This window comes from uncultured Alistipes sp., assembly GCF_949296715.1.
Lineage (GTDB): Bacteria > Bacteroidota > Bacteroidia > Bacteroidales > Rikenellaceae > Alistipes.
In genome coordinates this window covers 19652-37223 of sequence record NZ_CASFQD010000005.1, presented here as the reverse complement: position 1 = coordinate 37223, position 17572 = coordinate 19652, and the positions used below count along the sequence as shown (strand labels likewise).

15 protein-coding genes and 1 tRNA gene are annotated in these 17572 nt (G+C 62.0%); 15 read left to right on the top strand and 1 reads right to left on the bottom strand.

Features of this window, described 5'->3' with window-relative positions:
* From Q1Y33_RS00720 to Q1Y33_RS00690, 7 genes are all read left to right on the top strand, one after another.
* On the top strand, positions 1–359 hold a 359-nt coding region (locus Q1Y33_RS00720), incomplete at its 5' end, for a DUF6549 family protein (protein WP_363322784.1).
* A gap of 121 nt (positions 360–480) precedes the next feature.
* On the top strand, positions 481–951 hold the full coding sequence (coaD, locus tag Q1Y33_RS00715) for a pantetheine-phosphate adenylyltransferase (protein WP_300797302.1): 471 nt from the start codon (positions 481–483) through the stop codon (positions 949–951).
* A 6-nt stretch (positions 952–957) separates the two neighbouring features.
* Complete coding sequence (gene lpxD / locus Q1Y33_RS00710) at positions 958–1995, top strand: UDP-3-O-(3-hydroxymyristoyl)glucosamine N-acyltransferase (protein WP_300797301.1); 1038 nt, start codon at positions 958–960, stop codon at positions 1993–1995.
* A gap of 4 nt (positions 1996–1999) precedes the next feature.
* A complete protein-coding gene (locus Q1Y33_RS00705) occupies positions 2000–3055 on the top strand; it encodes a TlpA disulfide reductase family protein (RefSeq protein ID WP_300797299.1) in 1056 nt (351 codons plus the stop codon).
* Positions 3056–3137: 82 nt separating this feature from the next.
* Complete coding sequence (gene ruvC / locus Q1Y33_RS00700) at positions 3138–3755, top strand: crossover junction endodeoxyribonuclease RuvC (protein WP_300797296.1); 618 nt, start codon at positions 3138–3140, stop codon at positions 3753–3755.
* A gap of 313 nt (positions 3756–4068) precedes the next feature.
* Positions 4069–4142: transfer RNA gene (locus tag Q1Y33_RS00695), tRNA-Arg, on the top strand.
* Between the two features lie 581 nt (positions 4143–4723).
* Positions 4724–7429 carry a leucine-rich repeat protein gene (locus Q1Y33_RS00690; protein WP_300797294.1) on the top strand — a complete coding sequence of 902 codons (2706 nt, stop codon included), beginning with the start codon at positions 4724–4726 and terminating at the stop codon, positions 7427–7429.
* Between the two features lie 183 nt (positions 7430–7612).
* Here Q1Y33_RS00690 and Q1Y33_RS00685 read toward each other — a convergent pair whose 3' ends face one another.
* Positions 7613–8320, bottom strand: coding sequence for an FCD domain-containing protein (locus Q1Y33_RS00685; protein WP_300797292.1), 708 nt, complete (start codon positions 8318–8320; stop codon positions 7613–7615).
* A 214-nt stretch (positions 8321–8534) separates the two neighbouring features.
* On the opposite strand from Q1Y33_RS00685, the gene Q1Y33_RS00680 reads away from it, so the two are divergent.
* The 8 genes from Q1Y33_RS00680 to Q1Y33_RS00645 all read left to right on the top strand — a co-directional run bounded on the left by Q1Y33_RS00680 (position 8535) and on the right by Q1Y33_RS00645 (position 17532).
* On the top strand, positions 8535–10151 hold the full coding sequence (locus Q1Y33_RS00680) for a thiamine pyrophosphate-dependent enzyme (protein WP_300797290.1): 1617 nt from the start codon (positions 8535–8537) through the stop codon (positions 10149–10151).
* A 4-nt stretch (positions 10152–10155) separates the two neighbouring features.
* Complete coding sequence (locus tag Q1Y33_RS00675) at positions 10156–10740, top strand: indolepyruvate oxidoreductase subunit beta (protein ID WP_300797289.1); 585 nt, start codon at positions 10156–10158, stop codon at positions 10738–10740.
* Positions 10737–12050, top strand: coding sequence for a pyridoxal phosphate-dependent aminotransferase (locus Q1Y33_RS00670; protein WP_300797287.1), 1314 nt, complete (start codon positions 10737–10739; stop codon positions 12048–12050). Before Q1Y33_RS00675 ends, Q1Y33_RS00670 begins: the two co-directional genes overlap by 4 nt.
* Positions 12051–12060: 10 nt before the next feature.
* Positions 12061–13356: an acetyl-CoA hydrolase/transferase C-terminal domain-containing protein gene (locus Q1Y33_RS00665; RefSeq protein WP_300797285.1), complete on the top strand. Its 1296-nt coding sequence runs from the start codon at positions 12061–12063 to the stop codon at positions 13354–13356.
* Positions 13357–13361: 5 nt separating this feature from the next.
* Positions 13362–14009 carry an HAD family hydrolase gene (locus Q1Y33_RS00660; RefSeq protein WP_300797284.1) on the top strand — a complete coding sequence of 216 codons (648 nt, stop codon included), beginning with the start codon at positions 13362–13364 and terminating at the stop codon, positions 14007–14009.
* A gap of 314 nt (positions 14010–14323) precedes the next feature.
* Positions 14324–15013 (top strand): ABC transporter ATP-binding protein, encoded by a 690-nt coding sequence (locus Q1Y33_RS00655; protein ID WP_300797282.1) that lies wholly within the window; start codon positions 14324–14326, stop codon positions 15011–15013.
* Positions 15010–16260, top strand: a complete 1251-nt coding sequence (locus tag Q1Y33_RS00650) for an ABC transporter permease (RefSeq protein ID WP_300797281.1) — start codon at positions 15010–15012, stop codon at positions 16258–16260. The genes Q1Y33_RS00655 and Q1Y33_RS00650 overlap by 4 nt, the downstream gene beginning before the upstream one ends.
* Positions 16261–16272: 12 nt before the next feature.
* Entirely contained in the window at positions 16273–17532 is a 1260-nt protein-coding gene (locus Q1Y33_RS00645; protein ID WP_300797279.1) for an ABC transporter permease, read from the top strand.
* The last annotated feature ends 40 nt before the right edge of the window (positions 17533–17572 follow it).

Below are 17572 nucleotides of genomic sequence, written 5' to 3'. Positions count from 1 at the left end.
CGGGCATCCGCATGCGGCGGCTCGAGGCGGCGGCCCGCACGGTCGGCCGGACCTCGCTCGAAACCCGCGCCCCGCTGCGCGACACGGTCTTCATCCGCCTGCGCGACACGCTCGTCGTGCGCGACACGGTGCGGCTCTTCCGCTGGCACGACACGTGGGTGAGCGTCGAGGGGCGCATCGAGGCCGATTCGGTGAGCTGCCGCGTCGAGAGCGTCGACACGCTCCGCCAGATCGTCTACCGCATTCCGCGGCGCTTCCTCTTCATCCGCTGGGGCACGAAGGCCCTGCGGCAGCGCATCGTCTCGACGAACCCCCACACGCGGATCGTCGCCGCAGAGTACGTGCGCATCGAAAAGTAACGCCCGGCCCGAAACCGGTGCCGCTCCGGCAACGGCAAAAACGGAGGCCCTGCCGCCGGCGGGCGTACAATATCGGGTGATTTTTGCTCAATATTGACTTTTTTTTCTACCTTTGCCCGTAATGAAACGCACAGCCATCTTCCCGGGGTCGTTCGACCCCTTCACGCGCGGCCATGCGGCGCTGGTCGACGAGGCGCTCAACCTCTTCGACCGGGTCGTCATCGGCATCGGCAACAACACCCTCAAGCAGGGGCTGCTCACCGTGGAGAACCGCAAACACCTGATCGATGACATCTACGCCGGCAACGGGCGCGTCGAGGCCCACATCTACACGGGGCTGACGGGCGAATTTGCCGAACAGGTGGGCGCCTGCGCCATCATCCGCGGCGTGCGGAACACCACCGACTTCGAGTACGAGCGCACGATGGAGGCTACGAACCGGCGCATCTACCCCGGCATCACCACCGTGATGCTCTTCACCCCGGCCCCCGTGGCCGACATCTCGTCGTCGACCGTGCGCGAGGTGCTCTCGTTCGGGCGCACCGTGGAGGAGTTTCTGCCCGAAGGTATCGACATCAAAAACTATCTATAAAACGCCATGATGGAATTCACAGCCGAAATGATCGCCGGATTTCTCGGCGGCGAAGTCGTCGGCGACAAGGACGCCAAAGTACACACCGTCTCCTCGATCGAGGGAGGCAAGGCCGGATCGCTGGCCTACCTGACCAATCCGAAATACGAACCCTGCCTCTACACCACCGGCGCATCGATCGTGCTCGTGGACCGGACGTTCACCCCGTCGCAGCCCGTCGCGGCGACGCTCGTGCGCGTGGACAACGCCGCGGCGTGCGTCGTGCGCCTGCTGGCCATGTACGAGGCCGCCAAGCCCCGCCGCAAGGGGATCAGCGAGCGCGCCTCCGTCGCTTCGGGCGCCAGCGTGGGCGAGGAGTGCTACATCGGCGACTTCGCGGTCGTCGAGGAGGGCGCCCGCATTGGCAAGGGGTGCCAGATCTACCCGCAGGTCTACGTCGGCCGCGGCGTCGTGATCGGCGACGGCACGACGCTCTATCCCGGGGTGAAGATCTACGAGGGATGCGTCGTGGGCAGCCGCTGCATCCTGCACGCCGGGGCCGTGATCGGCGCCGACGGATTCGGATTCATGCCCAACGCCGAAGGGGGCTTCGACAAGATTCCCCAGCTGGGCAACGTCCTGATCGAGGACGACGTCGAGATCGGCGCCAACACCTGCATCGACCGCGCCAAGACCGACTCGACCGTCATCCGCCGGGGCGTGAAGCTCGACAACCTGATCCAGATCGGACACAACGTCGAGATCGGCGCCAACACAGTCTCGTCGGCACAGACCGGCATCGCCGGGACGTCGCGCGTGGGCAGCAACTGCTTCCTCGCCGGACAGGTCGGCGTCGCCGACCACGTGACGATCGGCAACCGCGTGAAGGTCGGCTCGAAGAGCGGCATCGACAAGGACGTGCCCGACGACGAAATCCGCCTGGGCTACCCCGCCCTGCCGGGCATGCAGTACCACCGCGCCGCGGCGGTCTTCAAGGTACTGCCCGAACTGGCGCGCCAGGTCCGCGAGCTGGAAAGGGAGATCGAAACACTCAAAAAACAATAACGACATGAAAAAAATCCTGACATTCGCCGCTGCGGCCGCCCTGCTGTGCAGCTGCGGCAACAAAAACGGATACGTCATCGAAGGCACAATCGAGGGCCTCGACGGCATGGTCTACCTGCTCGACGAGGAGCGCACGCCGGTCGACTCGGCAGCGGTCGAGAACGGCACGTTCCGCCTCACCGGCACGGCCGACACGCCGGGCATCCTGACGCTGTGCGACGCACCCGACGAGACGGCAACCTTCTATTCGGCCGTCTTCATCGAGCCGGGCACGATCACCGTGGCCGACGATGCCGAGAACCCCATGCGCAAACACGTGACGGGCACCCCGGCCAACGACGCCAACGACGCCCTCATGGCCGCCTCAAGCGCCCTGATCCGCGAGGTCCGCAACCCGGAGACCACCGACGAGCGCCGCGCCGCCATCGAGGAGGAGTACGAGCAGCTCATCCGCTCGACCTACGAGGCCAACCGCACCAACCTCTTCGGCGCCCTGCTGCTGGCCCAGCAGCTCTCCTACGAGCTCTCCGGACAGGAGCTGCTCGACGAGATCGCCCTCTTCTCGCCCGAACTGCAGCAGAGCAGCATCCTCACCGAACTCAAGCAGAGCGCCGAGCAGAAGGTCAAGAGCGACGTCGGCCAGCCCTACATCGACTTCGAGCAGCCCGACGCCGACGGCAAGAACATCTCGCTGAAGTCCGTCGTGGAGAACCCCGCGAACAAATACGTCCTGCTCGACTTCTGGGCTTCGTGGTGCGGCCCCTGCATGGGTGAGGTGCCCCACCTGAAGAAGACCTACGACGAGTTCCACAAAAAGGGATTCGAAATCTTCGGCGTCTCGCTCGACCGCGACCGCGACAAGTGGCTCGGTGCCGTCAAGCAGAACAACATGAACTGGATTCATGTCAGCACCCTGGACGCCTTCGGCAACGAGGCCGCCGAGGCCTACGCCGTGCAGGCCATCCCGACGAACCTGCTGATCGACGCCGAGGGCACGATCGTCGCCAAGAACCTCCGCGGCGAGGAGCTCTACGAGAAGATCGCCGAGCTGCTGAAATAGTCCTCACGCAGACAACGCATCGACGCCCCTTCGGTTCCGATTCGCTGTCCGGAGGGGCGTTTTCCGATTCCCCGTCGACACGATGACCGCCAACGAGACATACCGCATCATGGGCATCGACCCCGGCACGAACTACATGGGTTACGGCGTGCTGGAGGTCGCGGGACGCCGCGTGCGCTCGGTCGTGCTGGGCGACATCGACCTGCACAAGCTCGCGGACCCCTACGCCAAGCTGCGTTACATCTTCGAGCGGGTCGGGGCGCTGATCGACGAATACCACCCGCGCGAGGTGGCGCTCGAGTCGCCCTTCTTCGGCGAGAACGTACAGTCGATGCTCAAGCTCGGGCGGGCGCAGGGCGTGGCGATGGCCGCCGCGTTAAGCCGCGGGCTGCAGGTCTTCGAGTACGCCCCGACGCGCATCAAGCAGAACATCACGGGCCGCGGCTCGGCCGCCAAGGAGCAGGTCGCGGCGATCGTCTGCCGCACGCTCGGCGTCGAGCGTCCGCTGCGGCGCCTCGATGCCACGGACGGCATGGCCGTGGCGCTCTGCCACTACTACACGACCTCGAGCCCGCTCCAGGCGGCCCTCGGTCCGGAGCGCGTCAAGGGGCTCGGCGGCGGCAAGAAGGCGGCCTCGCGCAGCGGGTCGCAGAGCTGGGAGCACTTCCTGAAGGAGCATCCCGACCGGGAGGTCAAGTAAGCGCCGCCGGAAGCGGCCCGGACTGCTTTCGGACTGTTGCCGAACGGCCCGCCCGGACCCGAAGCATCCCGAACCGTTCCCGAAGCGGTTTTGAACCGCTCCTGGGCCGTTTCCGAAGCATCTCCGGACCATTTTTCCCGTCCGAGCCGGCATGCCGTTACGGACAACCGGCCGGAGCATCATCCGTAACCGGCTGATACTGTCCGGCATACGGTGCAGAAAGTGTCTGGACAATATTTTTTATTAAAAAATCTTCGGAATTATTTGCGGGATTCGGATTTTTGCCGTACATTTGCACTCGCAATAAAGGAATGGCGCCGTAGCTTAATTGAATAGAGCATCTGACTACGGATCAGAAGGTTACAGGTTTGAGTCCTGTCGGCGTCACAAGGAAGGAGGGTCTGAAAAGGCGCTCCTTCTTGCGTTTAGGAAGGTTGCCATCCGCATGGCGACCTCTTTTTCTGTCTTGCAAGCAGGATGCAGCCACCAATCAGCAACAGAAGAGCAGCCCGGAAACGGCTGACGGCAATCCCATGTTACAACGAACAAAATTTCAAATCCAGCCAAGTGATTGTTGGATAAAAACTTTGTTTTGGCGAAATTTGTGTAGCAATACCCCAAAAAGAGTGTGGAGTATCAAAAACATTTCCTAACTTTGTGAGGTCATTCCCTACGAATGGCAACATACTGATTTAGTGAAAGTGTTTCGCTAATCCTTGACAGTAAAATTTGGCGATTTTTAAGTAAGCAAGGATAGGCAGTACAGACACTCATCACCGTACATAGGCATATATCGTTCCGATATATACTTATTCGGTGTGGGGTATTGTTTATTTGTTCTCGGGCTATGCCAAATGCCTACTGTCAGATAAACGGACAACTCCACACTTTCTTTTTGCACATAACTCACCGCAGCAGGAGTTGATACGGTAAGACGGGCGGCATTTGTTTATCTAAATAATCACATCATGAAGAAATTGTTACCCCTGTTGTTCAGTGGCTTGTTGCTGCTGGGCTGCAACAAAACCGACGAGCGGATCGACGAGCTTACCGATCGGGTCGACAAACTGGAAAACACCTCGCTGCCGACAATCAGCCAACAGATAGAGGCGATACAAAAGACCTTGCCGCAGCTCCAACAGGCCGACTCTGAAATCAAGAACTATATCGCGACCCTGCAGGACAAGGTAAGTACCCTCGAACAATCCATTTCCGATCTGGAAGACAAGATCGAGGAGTTGGGACAGAACTCCCAACCGGGACTTTCGGATATCACCGAACAGTTGAACAGCTACAAGTTGGAAGTTCAGGGCAAGATCGATACGATCAACGCACTGATCGAGTCGCTGCAAGCAGCCGACGAGTCGCTGGAGCAGAAGATCGCCGACCTGGATAACAAGGTCGACGCACAACGGAACTGGGTGGAGACGACTTTTGCGACGTTGGAGCAGTACAACGGTCTGGTTGACGATATCGCCTCGATTCGCACCGGCATCGAGACGATCAATCAGGATCTTGCCGATATGGAAACGCGTCTGAACGAGAAGATCAAGACCGACATCGCCGCCGCCGTAGCCGGGCTGGAGAGCGATATCCAGGAGCAGGTTACAGAGATAACGGACGCATATACGGCTGCGATCGGCACAGCCCGTGAGGAGATCACCGCAGCCTATACTTCAGCCATATCTTCCGCCATCGACGATTGTGTTGCCTCGATGAAGAGCTGGGTCAACGAAAAGCTGGCCAATTACTACGACATTGCGGCCATCGATGCCAAGATAGAGCTGTTGCAGGAAGCCATTGCCGAGGGGGATGCCGCGGCAGACGAGAAGCTGGCAAGCGAGATTGCGGCGGTAAACAAGGCCATCGAGACGGCCAAGAATGAACTGACCGAAGCCTATCAGGAGGCCATCGCATCGGCTATCGAGACAAACAACGGCGTCATCGACACCAAGATTGCTCAGCAAATCCAGAGCGTCAACAATCGGATCGACGAGGAGGTGCAGATGCTGACAACACGCATTGACGACATTGAACGCCGCCTGTCGGAGTTGGAGGACAAGGTCGACGACATGGCCGATGAGATCGCGGCCCTGCTCAAGCGCATCCAGTCCGTATCGTACGTTCCGCAGTACGACGACGGCAAGATCGAGGTGCGACGCATCGTGGGACAGGATAACGGCATTGCCGAAATGGACTTTTTGATCTCGCCCAAGAATGTTGTTACGGATCTGGAAAAGGTTTGGGAGGACGCCGTAAGCGTCAAGGCCGTTCACACGAAGACGCGCGCTGTCGAGTTCATCGAGATGCCGGTCGTCGAGTTTGCGGCCGATGCCGAGACGGGCGTCATCACGGTGAAGGCCAGCGGTGAGAATCTCGGCGAGGAGTTCTTCGCCGGAAACCAGTCGGCCAGCGCAGCCCTGTTCATCTCGGACGGAAACAGCAACGTGACGTCGGAGTATATTCCCTTGCTGGCAAACTCCTATGACCCTCTTAAAACAATTTTCTACACCACATCGGACGGGGAAGTGATCTTCCGGAATCCGGAGATGGATAATATCATTGAGAACAAATATGAGAATGGGCAGGGGATCATCACATTTAGCGATGTAGTTACAGAGATTCCTGCAAACGCATTCTCTTGGCTCGAACAGACAAGCATTATCATTCCTGATAAAGTTACCACTATCGGATATGAAGCATTTTCGTATTGCACCAGCATGACTGATATTACACTTCCTGAAAGCCTTACTACAATAGATGATTTGGCATTCTGTTTTTGCGCAAAATTGACCAGTATTACAATTCCAGACAACGTTACGACTTTAGGAAAATCCGTATTTAGTGGATGGTCCCACATGGAGTCTTTCTACGGGAAATATGCTACATCGGATCACCGATGCCTGATTGTCGATGGAAGATTGGCGGCTTTTGCACCTGAAGGATTAACAGAATTCTCCATTCCGAATGAAGTCACAACCATAGGGGACAACGTCTTTTTTGGCTGTAAGAATCTGACGAGGATTACCATTCCCCATGGAGTTGAAACCATAGCATTTCAAGCATTCTGCGAGTGCAGCGGTATAACCGAAATTTCCATTCCCGAGAGTGTTACAACGATTGGAGGCGGAGCATTCGCCAGTTGCAGCAGTCTGACATCTTTTTCCGGGAAATATGTTTCATCAGATCAACGATGCCTCGTTATGGACGGGAAATTGGTGGCATTTGCTCCATCGGGCTTAACGGCATACACCATTCCTCACGGGGTCACGATGATTGGGCAGAGTGCATTCGCAGATTGCCGCAACTTAACAAGCATTGCCATTCCTAAAAGTGTTACGACGATTGGAGAGTTCGCATTCGATTCTTGCAGCAGCCTAACAAGCATTACCATTCCCGACGGAGTTACGACGATTGGAAAACACGCATTCTGGTTTTGCAGCAGCCTAACAAGCATTACCATTCCCGACAGAGTTACGACGATTGGAGAAGAGGCATTCTCTTCATGCAGCAACCTGACCAAAATATACTGTAAAGCCACAACACCGCCGACTTTGGGCTCGAATGCATTTGACTATACGATAATTTATGTTCCGCAGGCCTCGGTCGAGGCCTATAAATCGGCAGATGGTTGGAGCGAATTTGCCGACAAAATCGAAGGATACGATTTTTAATCCGCAAATTCCCAAAACAACAAGGGCAGGAAGGTCGATACCCTCCTGCCCTTATTTTATTTGGCCCGGCGGCCCCAAACGGCTGTTCCGGATTGGTTCCGGATTGGTTCCGGCTGGTCCCGGCCGTCAGCCCGCAAGGCGTATGCCGCAACCCCGCGTGCGGCGTCCGACGGTCCGTCGTTGCTACTCCAGAAAGTGGTTCTGCTCGTTGCAGGTCTCGGCGAACTCGCGCAGCGAGCGCAGGTGGCGGCGGATCATCTCCGCGGCGCCCGCCTCGTCCTGCTCGCGCACCAGGCGCAGCAGCTCGCGGTGCTCGTAGAAGACCTCCTCCTGCGGCACCGTACAGACGCGGTAGCGCTGGTAGTAGCGCAGCACGTCGGGCGTGATAACCAGCAGCAGCGACGCAATCACGGGGTTGTGCGCCCCGCGCGCCAAAGCCTGGTGGTAGGCAAAGTCCTTCGAGACGCGCTCCTCGGTGTAGAACTTCTCCTCGCACTCGCGCAGCGCCGTCTCGATCGTCCGCAGGTCCTCCTCCGTGCGGTTGCGGGCACACAGGCGCGCAGCCTCTATTTCGAGCAGCACCCGCACGTGCACGAGCGATGCAAAGTCATAGCGCTCGATCTGCAGCGCATCGGTCATCATCCGTTCAAGCACCTGCATCTTCTCCTGCGCCACGACCGTGCCGCTCTGCGGAAAGGTCTGCACGATACCGTAAAACTCGAGTTTCTGGAACGCCGCACGCACATGCGCACGCCCCACACCGAGTTGCTCGGCCAGCTTCCGCTCGGCCGGCAGCCGCTCCCCGGGATGCAGACGGCCCGAGTAAAGCTCCTCCTTGATGTACTTCAGGACGGTGTCGACCTGATTGTTGTTCGGCGATTGCATTTTCATCTACACTTCGAATGGAGGTGCAAAGATCGCAAAAAAACCAGTCAAACCAAAATTATTCCGTTTCATTTTGAGATTTTCATTTTTCTAATAAAAAGGGAGTTCGATCTGCACAATTTTCAATATTTCGAATCGCAAACTAATAAATCGGCAGGAAATATTGCATTTCAATTAAAAATTCATAATTTTGTAGAACCAGCCTAATACCGCTACCAATATGTCAAGACGAGAACTGCTACTCGGAGACGAAGCCCTCGCGCTGGGGGCCCTCCACGCCGGACTGTCGGGCGTCTACGCCTACCCGGGCACGCCCTCCACGGAAATCACGGAGTACATACAGGGACACCCGCTTGCGGCCGAACGCGGCATTCACTGCACGTGGTCGGCCAACGAGAAGACCGCCATGGAGGAGGCGCTCGGCATGTCGTTCGCCGGCAAGCGCGCCCTGGTCTGCATGAAGCATGTCGGCATGAACGTCGCCGCCGACGCCTTCGTCAACTCGGCGATGACCGGAGCCAACGGCGGTCTGGTCGTCGTGGCGGCCGATGACCCCTCGATGCACTCCTCGCAGAACGAACAGGACTCGCGCTTCTACGGCAAATTCTCGCTGATTCCCGTCTTCGAGCCCTCGACGCAGCAGGAGACCTACGACATGGTCCGCGCGGCGTTCGACCTCTCGGAGCGGTTCCGCATTCCGGTGCTGATGCGCCTGACCACCCGCATGGCACACTCGCGCGCCGTGGTCGAGACGGCCGACCTGCGCGAAATGAACCCGCTCGCCTGCCCGGCCAACACGCGCCAGTGGGTGCTCATGCCCGGCAACTCGCGCGTGCGCTACAAACGGCTCATCGAGGACTACGCCGCCCTCGAGACGGAGGCCGAAACGAGCCCCTTCAACAGCTACACCGACGGCAAGGACCGCACGACGGGCATCATCACCTGCGGCATCGCCTGGAACTACCTTATGGAAAACTGCCCCGACGGCTGCCCGCATCCCGTGCTCAAGGTCTCGCAATACCCGCTGCCGGGGGCTCTCGTCCGCCGCATGGCCGCCGAGTGCGGCTCGCTGCTCGTCATCGAGGAGGGCCAGCCCTTCGTCGAGGAGGCCATCCGCGGCATCCTGCCCACGCCGGTCGTCGTGCGCGGCCGTCTGACGGGCGACCTGCCCCGCACGGGCGAGCTGACGCCCGACAGCGTGCGCGCCGCACTGGGCCTTGCGCCCCACCCGGCACACGCCGCCAGCCAGATCGTCGTGCCGCGTCCGCCCGCCCTCTGCCAGGGCTGCGGCCACCGCGACATGTACACCGCACTGACGGAGGTCATCCGCGAGGAGTACCCCGCCGGCCGCGTCTTCAGCGACATCGGCTGCTACACGCTCGGCTGGCTCGCGCCGTTCCACGCCATCGACACCTGCGTCGACATGGGCGCCTCGATCACCATGGCCAAGGGGGCCGCGGATGCGGGACAGCACCCCGCCGTGGCCGTCATCGGCGACTCGACCTTCACCCACTCGGGCATGACGGGCCTGCTCGACGCCGTGAACGAGGGGGCCAACATCACCGTCATCATCTCGGACAACCTCACCACGGGCATGACCGGCGGTCAGGACTCGGCCGGCACGGGCCGTCTGGAGTCGATCTGCGCCGGCATCGGCGTCGACCCGGCGCACATCCGCGTCGTCGTGCCCCTTCCGAAGAACCGCGAGGAGCTCAAGCGGATGATCCGCGAGGAGATCGAATACCGCGGCGTGTCGGTCATCATCCCGCGCCGCGAATGCATCCAGACCGCCAAGCGCCATGCGGCGGAGCGTATGAAAACGAACAAAGAAGCATAGAGCCATGAAGAAGGACATCATCCTTTCGGGCGTCGGAGGACAGGGTATCCTCTCGATCGCCACCGTCATCGGACGCGCCGCCCTCGAGGAGGGGCTGCAGATCAAACAGGCCGAAGTCCACGGCATGAGCCAGCGCGGCGGCGACGTGCAGTCGAACCTGCGCATCTCGTCGTCGCACATCGCTTCGGACCTCATCCCGCGCGGAGGCGCCGACCTCATCATCTCGCTCGAACCGATGGAGGCGTTGCGCTACCTGCCGTGGCTCGCGGCCGACGGCTGGGTCATCACCAACACCGTGCCGTTCGTCAACATCCCGAACTATCCCGACGCCGGGGTGCTGCAGCGCGAGCTGGCCTCGCTGCCGCACGTCGTGGCACTCGACGTCGATGCGCTGGCCAGGGCCGCAGCATCGCCCCGCTCGGCCAACATGGTATTGCTGGGCGCCGCGGCGCCCTTCCTGGGGCTCGAGGCCGGGAAGTTCGAACAGGGCATCCGCGACATCTTCGCCCGCAAGGGCGACGCCGTGGTCGAGATGAACCTCGCGGCCTTCCGCACCGGATACGAACAGGCTAAAAAACAGACCGAATGATGGACGTTCCCTTTGACCGGTCCGTGCTCGCCTCCGCACTGGAGCGCATGGACATCGCCGACATCGCGCAGGCGACGATCCGACAGTCGGGCGACATCGCCCGCATCATGGAGCGCGAAACGGGTGCGGAGTTCCTGCACCTCGAAATGGGGGTTCCGGGGCTGCCGCCCGAGCGTATCGGCGTCGAGGCCGAATGCGGGGCGCTGCGCCGCGGCGTGGCGTCGCAGTACCCCAACATGTTCGGCATCCCGGAGCTCAAGGAGCAGGCCGCCCGCTTCCTGAAGGCCTTTCTCGACATCGACGTGGCGCCGCAGGGCTGCATCCCGACCGTCGGGTCGATGCAGGGGAGCTTCACGACCTTCCTGCTCTGCTCGCAGCTGAACCCCGCCAAGCGGAAGATCCTCTTCATCGACCCGGGCTTCCCCGTGCAGCGGAGCCAGGTGCGCATCCTGGACATCCCCTCCGAGTCGTTCGACATCTACGAGTACCGCGCCGAGAAGCTCGGACCGAAGATCGAGAGCTACCTGCGTCAGGGCGACGTCGCGGCGATCGTCTACTCGAATCCCAACAACCCGGCGTGGATCTGCCTCACGGAGGAGGAGCTGCGCACGATCGGCGAGCTGGCCACGCGCTACGACGCGATCGTCATCGAGGACCTCGCCTACCTCTGCATGGACTTCCGCAAGCCGCTCGGGCGTCCCTTCGAACCGCCCTATCAGGCGACCGTCGCCCGCTACACGAAGAACTACATCCTGATGCTCTCGGGCTCCAAGATTTTCAGCTACGCCGGGCAGCGCATCGCCACGGTGGTCATCCCCGAGGAGCTCTACCGGCGCGAATACCCCGCCCTGCGCGAGCGCTACAGCATGGGGCGTCTGGGCGACGCCTACGTGCTGATGATCCTCTACGCCGCCTCGTCGGGCACGAGCCACTCGGCGCAGCACGCCCTGGCGGCGATGTTCCGCGCCGCGGCCGACAGCGAGCTCGACTTCGTGGCCGAGACGTCGGAATACGCCCTCCGGGCCGCCGAGTCGAAGGAGATATTCCTCCGCCACGGATTCCACATCGTCTACGACCGCGACCTCGGGGAGAAGGTCAGCGACGGATTCTTCTATACGGTGGGCTACCGCGACCTGTCGAGCGCGGAGCTGCTCTCCGAACTGCTGCTCTACGGCATCTGCGCCATCTCGCTCACCTCGACGGGCAGCCAGCAGGCGGGCATCCGCGTCTGCATCTCGCAGATGAACCGCCCGGAGCAGTTCGACCTGCTCGACCGGCGTCTGGCCGCCTTTGCCGAAAACCACCAATAACCTTCCGACCATGCATCTGACCACTGCCGCGGAGGCGGTAAAACTCATCCGATCGCACGACAGCGTCTACATTCAGGGCAGCACCTCGATTCCCGAGGTGCTCGTCCGCGCCATGGCCGACCGCGGGGAGGAACTGCGCGGGGTCAAGGTCTATTCGGGCTTCGCCGTGGGGCGCGCCGACGCACCCTACTGCCGCGCTGAATACCGCGACTCGTTCCTCGTCAACAGCCTCTTCGTGGCGAACAACATCCGCCGCTGGCTCGCCGACGGCTACGGACAGTCGATCCCGGCCTTCCTGGGCGAGATTCCGGGGCTCTTCCGCGACGGCACTCTGCCGGTCGACGTCGCCCTGCTGAACCTCTCGCGCCCCAATGCCGAGGGCTACTGCTCCTACGGCGTCTCGGCCGACCTGGCCGTCTCGGCCGTCGAGTGCGCCAAGACCGTCATCGCGCAGATCAACGACGCGATGCCCTTCTCCTACGGCGACGCCGTGATCCACACCTCGCGCATCGCTGCGGCCGTCGAGGTCGACGAACCGCTCGTCGAGGTCCCCTCGGCCACGCCCAACGAGGTCGAGAGCCGCATCGGCGGCTACATCGCCGAGATGATCCCCGACGGGGCGACGCTCCAGATCGGCGTGGGCGGCATCCCGAATGCCGTGCTGGCGGCGCTGCACGACCACAAGCACCTCGGCCTCCACACCGAGGCGATGACCGACGGCGTGCTGCCGCTGCTCGAAAAGGGCATCATCGACAACTCGCTCAAGAAGGTGCTGCCGGGCATCACCGTGGGGTCGCTGGCCCTCGGCTCGCGCCGCCTGTACGACTACATGGACTACCGCAAGGACCTCGTGATGAAGGACGTGGCGTGGACGAACGACCCGTTCCGCATCCGCGAGAATCCCCGCGTAATGGCCATCAACTCGGCCGTGGAGGTCGACCTCACGGGGCAGGTATGCGCCGACTCGGTGGGTGACCGGATCATCTCGGGCGTGGGCGGCCAGCACGACTTCATGTACGGCGGCGCCCTCTCCGAAGGAGGCAAGACCTTCATCGCCATGCCGTCGATGACGCCGAAGGGCGAGTCGAAGATCAAGGCGCATCTCACGCCGGGCGCGGGCGTCGTCACGACGCGCCACATGATCCAGCACGTCGTCACCGAGTACGGCGTGGCACACCTCCGGGGCCGCAACCTCGCCCAGCGGGCCCGGGCGCTGATCGACATCGCCCACCCGTCGGTGCGCGAAGAGCTCGAGGAGGCCGCCTGCCGCCGCTTCGGCTACTCGTTCATCCACATGAAACGGTAGCGGCGATGCGCTGGCGCTACCTGCTCTTCGACCTGGACGGCACGCTCACCGACCCGATGCTCGGCATCACGCGCTCGGTGCAGTACGCCCTGCACCGCTTCGGCATCGAAGTCGACGACCTGCACACGCTCTGCCGCTTCATCGGGCCGCCGCTCAAGGAGTCGTTCCGCGACTTCTACGGCATGGACGACGAGCAGGCCGCGCAGGCGGTAGCCTACACGCGCGAATACTTCGCCCCGCGGGGCATCTTCGAGAACAGCCTCTACGAGGGGATTCCGGAGCTGCTCACGGAGCTGCAGACCGCGGGCTGCGTGCTCGCCATGGCGACATCGAAGCCCGAGCCCTTCGCGCGGCAGATCGCCGAGCACTTCCATCTGGCCGACCGCTTCACGCTCATCGGCGGCGCCACGATGGACGGCACGCGCACGGCAAAGCGCGACGTCGTCCGGTACGTGTTCGACACGCTGGGCGTGGAGGAACCGTCGGCCGCGGTGATGATCGGCGACCGCCGCTACGACATCGAAGGGGCCGCGGCCGAAGGTATCGCCTCGATCGGCGTACTGTGGGGCTACGGCAGCCGCGAGGAGCTGACCGGGGCGGGAGCCGGGCAGATCGCGGAGACGATCCCGGAACTGCGCGCCCTGCTGCTGTAGGCGGCCGGAAGCAGCCCGCAGGACGACAGATACCGCCCGCCACACGACAGAGCCGCGGCCCGCAAGGGTCGCGGCTCTGTCGTATTGCGCTGTAAGACAACATCCAACGGACACCCGTCCGGTTCTCCGCACCGGCCCGCAGGGGAACATTCGACGGAAACGGGACCTCACGATATCGGGGGGGGGTAAAATTTTATCGAAAAACAATAAAAATAAATTGTTTTTCCAGATATAAATACATATCTTTGCCGTAAACAAACTTTTTCGGACGAGACATCCGCCGCACGCAAACCACCTTTCCTACTTCTCGGACCATGATAAAGCTGGAAAACCTCAACAAGACCTACCACAACGGTTCGCCGCTCCACGTACTGAAGGGCATCAACCTCGAAGTCGGCAAGGGCGAGCTGGTGTCGATCATGGGGGCCTCGGGATCGGGGAAATCCACCCTGCTGAACATCCTCGGCATCCTGGACGATTACGACACGGGCAGCTACTACCTCGCCGGGCGCCTCATCAAGGGGCTCTCGGAGACGCAGGCCGCCGCCGCGCGCAACAACATGATCGGGTACATCTTCCAGTCGTTCAACCTCATCAGCTACAAGAACGCCGTCGAGAACGTCGCCCTGCCGCTCTACTACCAGGGCGTGCCGCGCCGACGCCGCAACGCCCTGGCCCTCGAATACCTCGACATGCTGGGGCTGCGCGACTGGGCCGCGCACATGCCCAACGAGATGTCGGGAGGACAGAAGCAGCGCGTGGCCATCGCCCGGGCGCTGATCAACAAACCGCAGATCATCCTCGCCGACGAGCCCACGGGCGCCCTCGACAGCGTCACCTCGCAGGAGGTGATGAACCTGCTGCGGCGCGTCAACGTCGAGATGGGCATGACAATCATCTGCGTGACGCACGAACAGTCGATCGCCGACCAGACCGACAAGATTATCCGCCTGAAGGACGGCGTAATCGGCAGCATCACCGAAACCGGACTCGCACAACGATGAGAGAGCTGCTGCTGGAGATCTGGACCTCGGTGCGGCGCAACAAGCTGCGCACCTTCCTCACGGGCTTCTCGGTCGCGTGGGGCATCTTCATGCTCGTCATCCTGCTCGGCTCGGGCAACGGACTGAAAAACGGCGTGCTGGCCAACTTCGGGACCTACGCCACGAATACGGTCTCGATCTCGGGCGGCTGGACCTCGCAAGCCTATGCCGGCTACGGCAAATGGCGCCACATCGACCTGAAAAACAACGATCTGGAAATCTTCCGCGAGGAGTTTCCCGAGATCGTCGACGTCGCGGGCACCGCGTGGTACCGCGGTTCGACGGCCAGCTACGGCGAGCGCTTCGCCGACATCGTCCTGCGCGGCGTGCTGCCCGGCATGCAGCGCATCGAGGGCACCGAAGTCGTCAAGGGACGCTACATCAACGACGCCGACATCCGCGCCTGCCGCAAGGTGATCGTCATCGACGAGGCGCTCGAGCGGCTGCTCTTCCCGGGCGAGGAGGCGTTGGGGAAAGCGGTCAAGATACAGAACGTCATCTACCGCGTGGCGGGCGTCTACAAGGGCGACGCGCAGCAGCGCAATTCGCTGGGATACATCCCGATTACCACCGGGCAGCTCATCTTCAAGGGCGGCGACCGGGTCGTCGACAACATCGTCGTCACGGTCGAGGGGCTGCGCACCGACACCGAGATGGAGGCCTTCGAGCGGCGCATCCGCACGCGTATGGCCGCCGAGCACCACTTCGACGCCGCGGACGAGAGCGCCCTCTGGATATGGAACACCATGGAGCAGGTGCGCAACATGATGGTGGTCTTCGGCGGCATCAACCTCTTCGTCTGGATCATCGGACTGGGCACGCTGCTCGCGGGCATCGTCGGCGTGAGCAACATCATGCTCGTCACGGTGACCGAGCGCACGGCCGAATTCGGCATCCGCAAGGCCCTCGGGGCGCGGCCCGCGTCGATCATCCGGCTGATCCTCACCGAGTCGGTCCTGATCACCGCCATCTTCGGATACATGGGCATGGTCCTCGGCGTCGCGGCCATGGAGGCGGTCAACTATGTGCTTACGCAGGCCCCGGCCGGCGGCGACGGCCCGACGGTCTTCCTCAACCCGACGCTCAACCTCTCGGTGGCCGTCAGCGCCACGGTGGTACTCGTCGTCGCGGGGCTCGTCGCGGGATACGTCCCCGCCTACCGCGCGGCACAGCTCAAGACAATCGACGCCCTGCGTTACAACAAATAAACACCCCGCGCCATGCACTTCTTCGACATAGACCGTTGGAACGAAATCTGGCAGACGATCAGCCGCAACCGTAAGCGCAGCATCATGACGGCGCTGGGCGTCTTCTGGGGCATCTTCATGCTCACGGTGATGCTGGGGGCCGGCATGGGGCTCGGGCGCCTCTTCCGCGCGCAGCTGGGCGGCATGTCCACCAACACGGTGCTGCTGCAGAGCAGCCTCACGTCGGTGCCCTACAAGGGCATGCCCAAGGGGCGCTGGTGGCGCATGGACAACGACGACGTGAAGGCCGTGGGCAAGCTGCGCGAGGTGCTCTACACGTCGGGCATCATCTGGGGCAGCGAGATGGCCTGCACGCACGGCGAACGCAAGGGCGACTACCAGCTCATGGGTTACATGCCCGACTACCAGAAGATCAACCCGCAGAAAATCCTCTACGGGCGCTACCTGAACGACATCGACATCGCGCAGAAACGCAAGGTCTGCATCATCGGCACCCAGATACAGAAGGACCTCTTCCCGGGAGAGCCCGACCCCACGGGCGAGGTGATCCAGGTCGGGGGCAGCTACTTTACGGTCGTCGGGGTGCTGCGGCGCGAGTCGTCGGCCATGTCGTTCAGCGACATCGAGCGCACGATCGTCGTACCCATCTCGCTGGCGCAGCAGATGTTCGGCTACGGCAAGGTCGTCCACATGCTGGCCGTCGCGGGCGACGAGTCGACGCCCAGCGAGCAGGTCGCCCAAAGCGTGCGCGAGACCGTCTACGCGCGGCACCTGATCGCCCCGGAGGACGAGAAGGCCACGTGGGTGATGTCCACGGGCGAGATGTTCGACAAGGTGATGTCGCTCTTCCGCGGCATTGCGCTGCTGACGTGGATCGTCGGGCTGGGGACGCTGCTCGCGGGCATCGTCGGCGTGAGCAACATCATGCTGGTGCTCGTCAAGGAGCGCACGCAGGAGATCGGCATCCGCCGCGCCCTCGGCGCACCGCCTGCGGCCATCATCTCGCAGATTCTTTCGGAGAGCTTCGTGCTGACCTTCATTGCCGGCGTGCTGGGCCTCGCCGCGGCCGTCGGCGTGCTGTCGCTCGCCGACTCGATCTACTACCAGACGGTCACCGTCGCGCAGGAGGGGGTTGCCGTGTCGTGGCAGATATCCTTCGGCACGGGCATGCTGGCGCTCCTCATCCTCGTGGCGGGCAGCCTGCTCGCCGGGGTGATTCCCGCAACGCGCGCCCTGAAAATCAAGGCCGTGGACGCCATCCGCGAAGAGTAGCAAACCGCAGACAAGAATAGAGAAAAACAAACACACATAC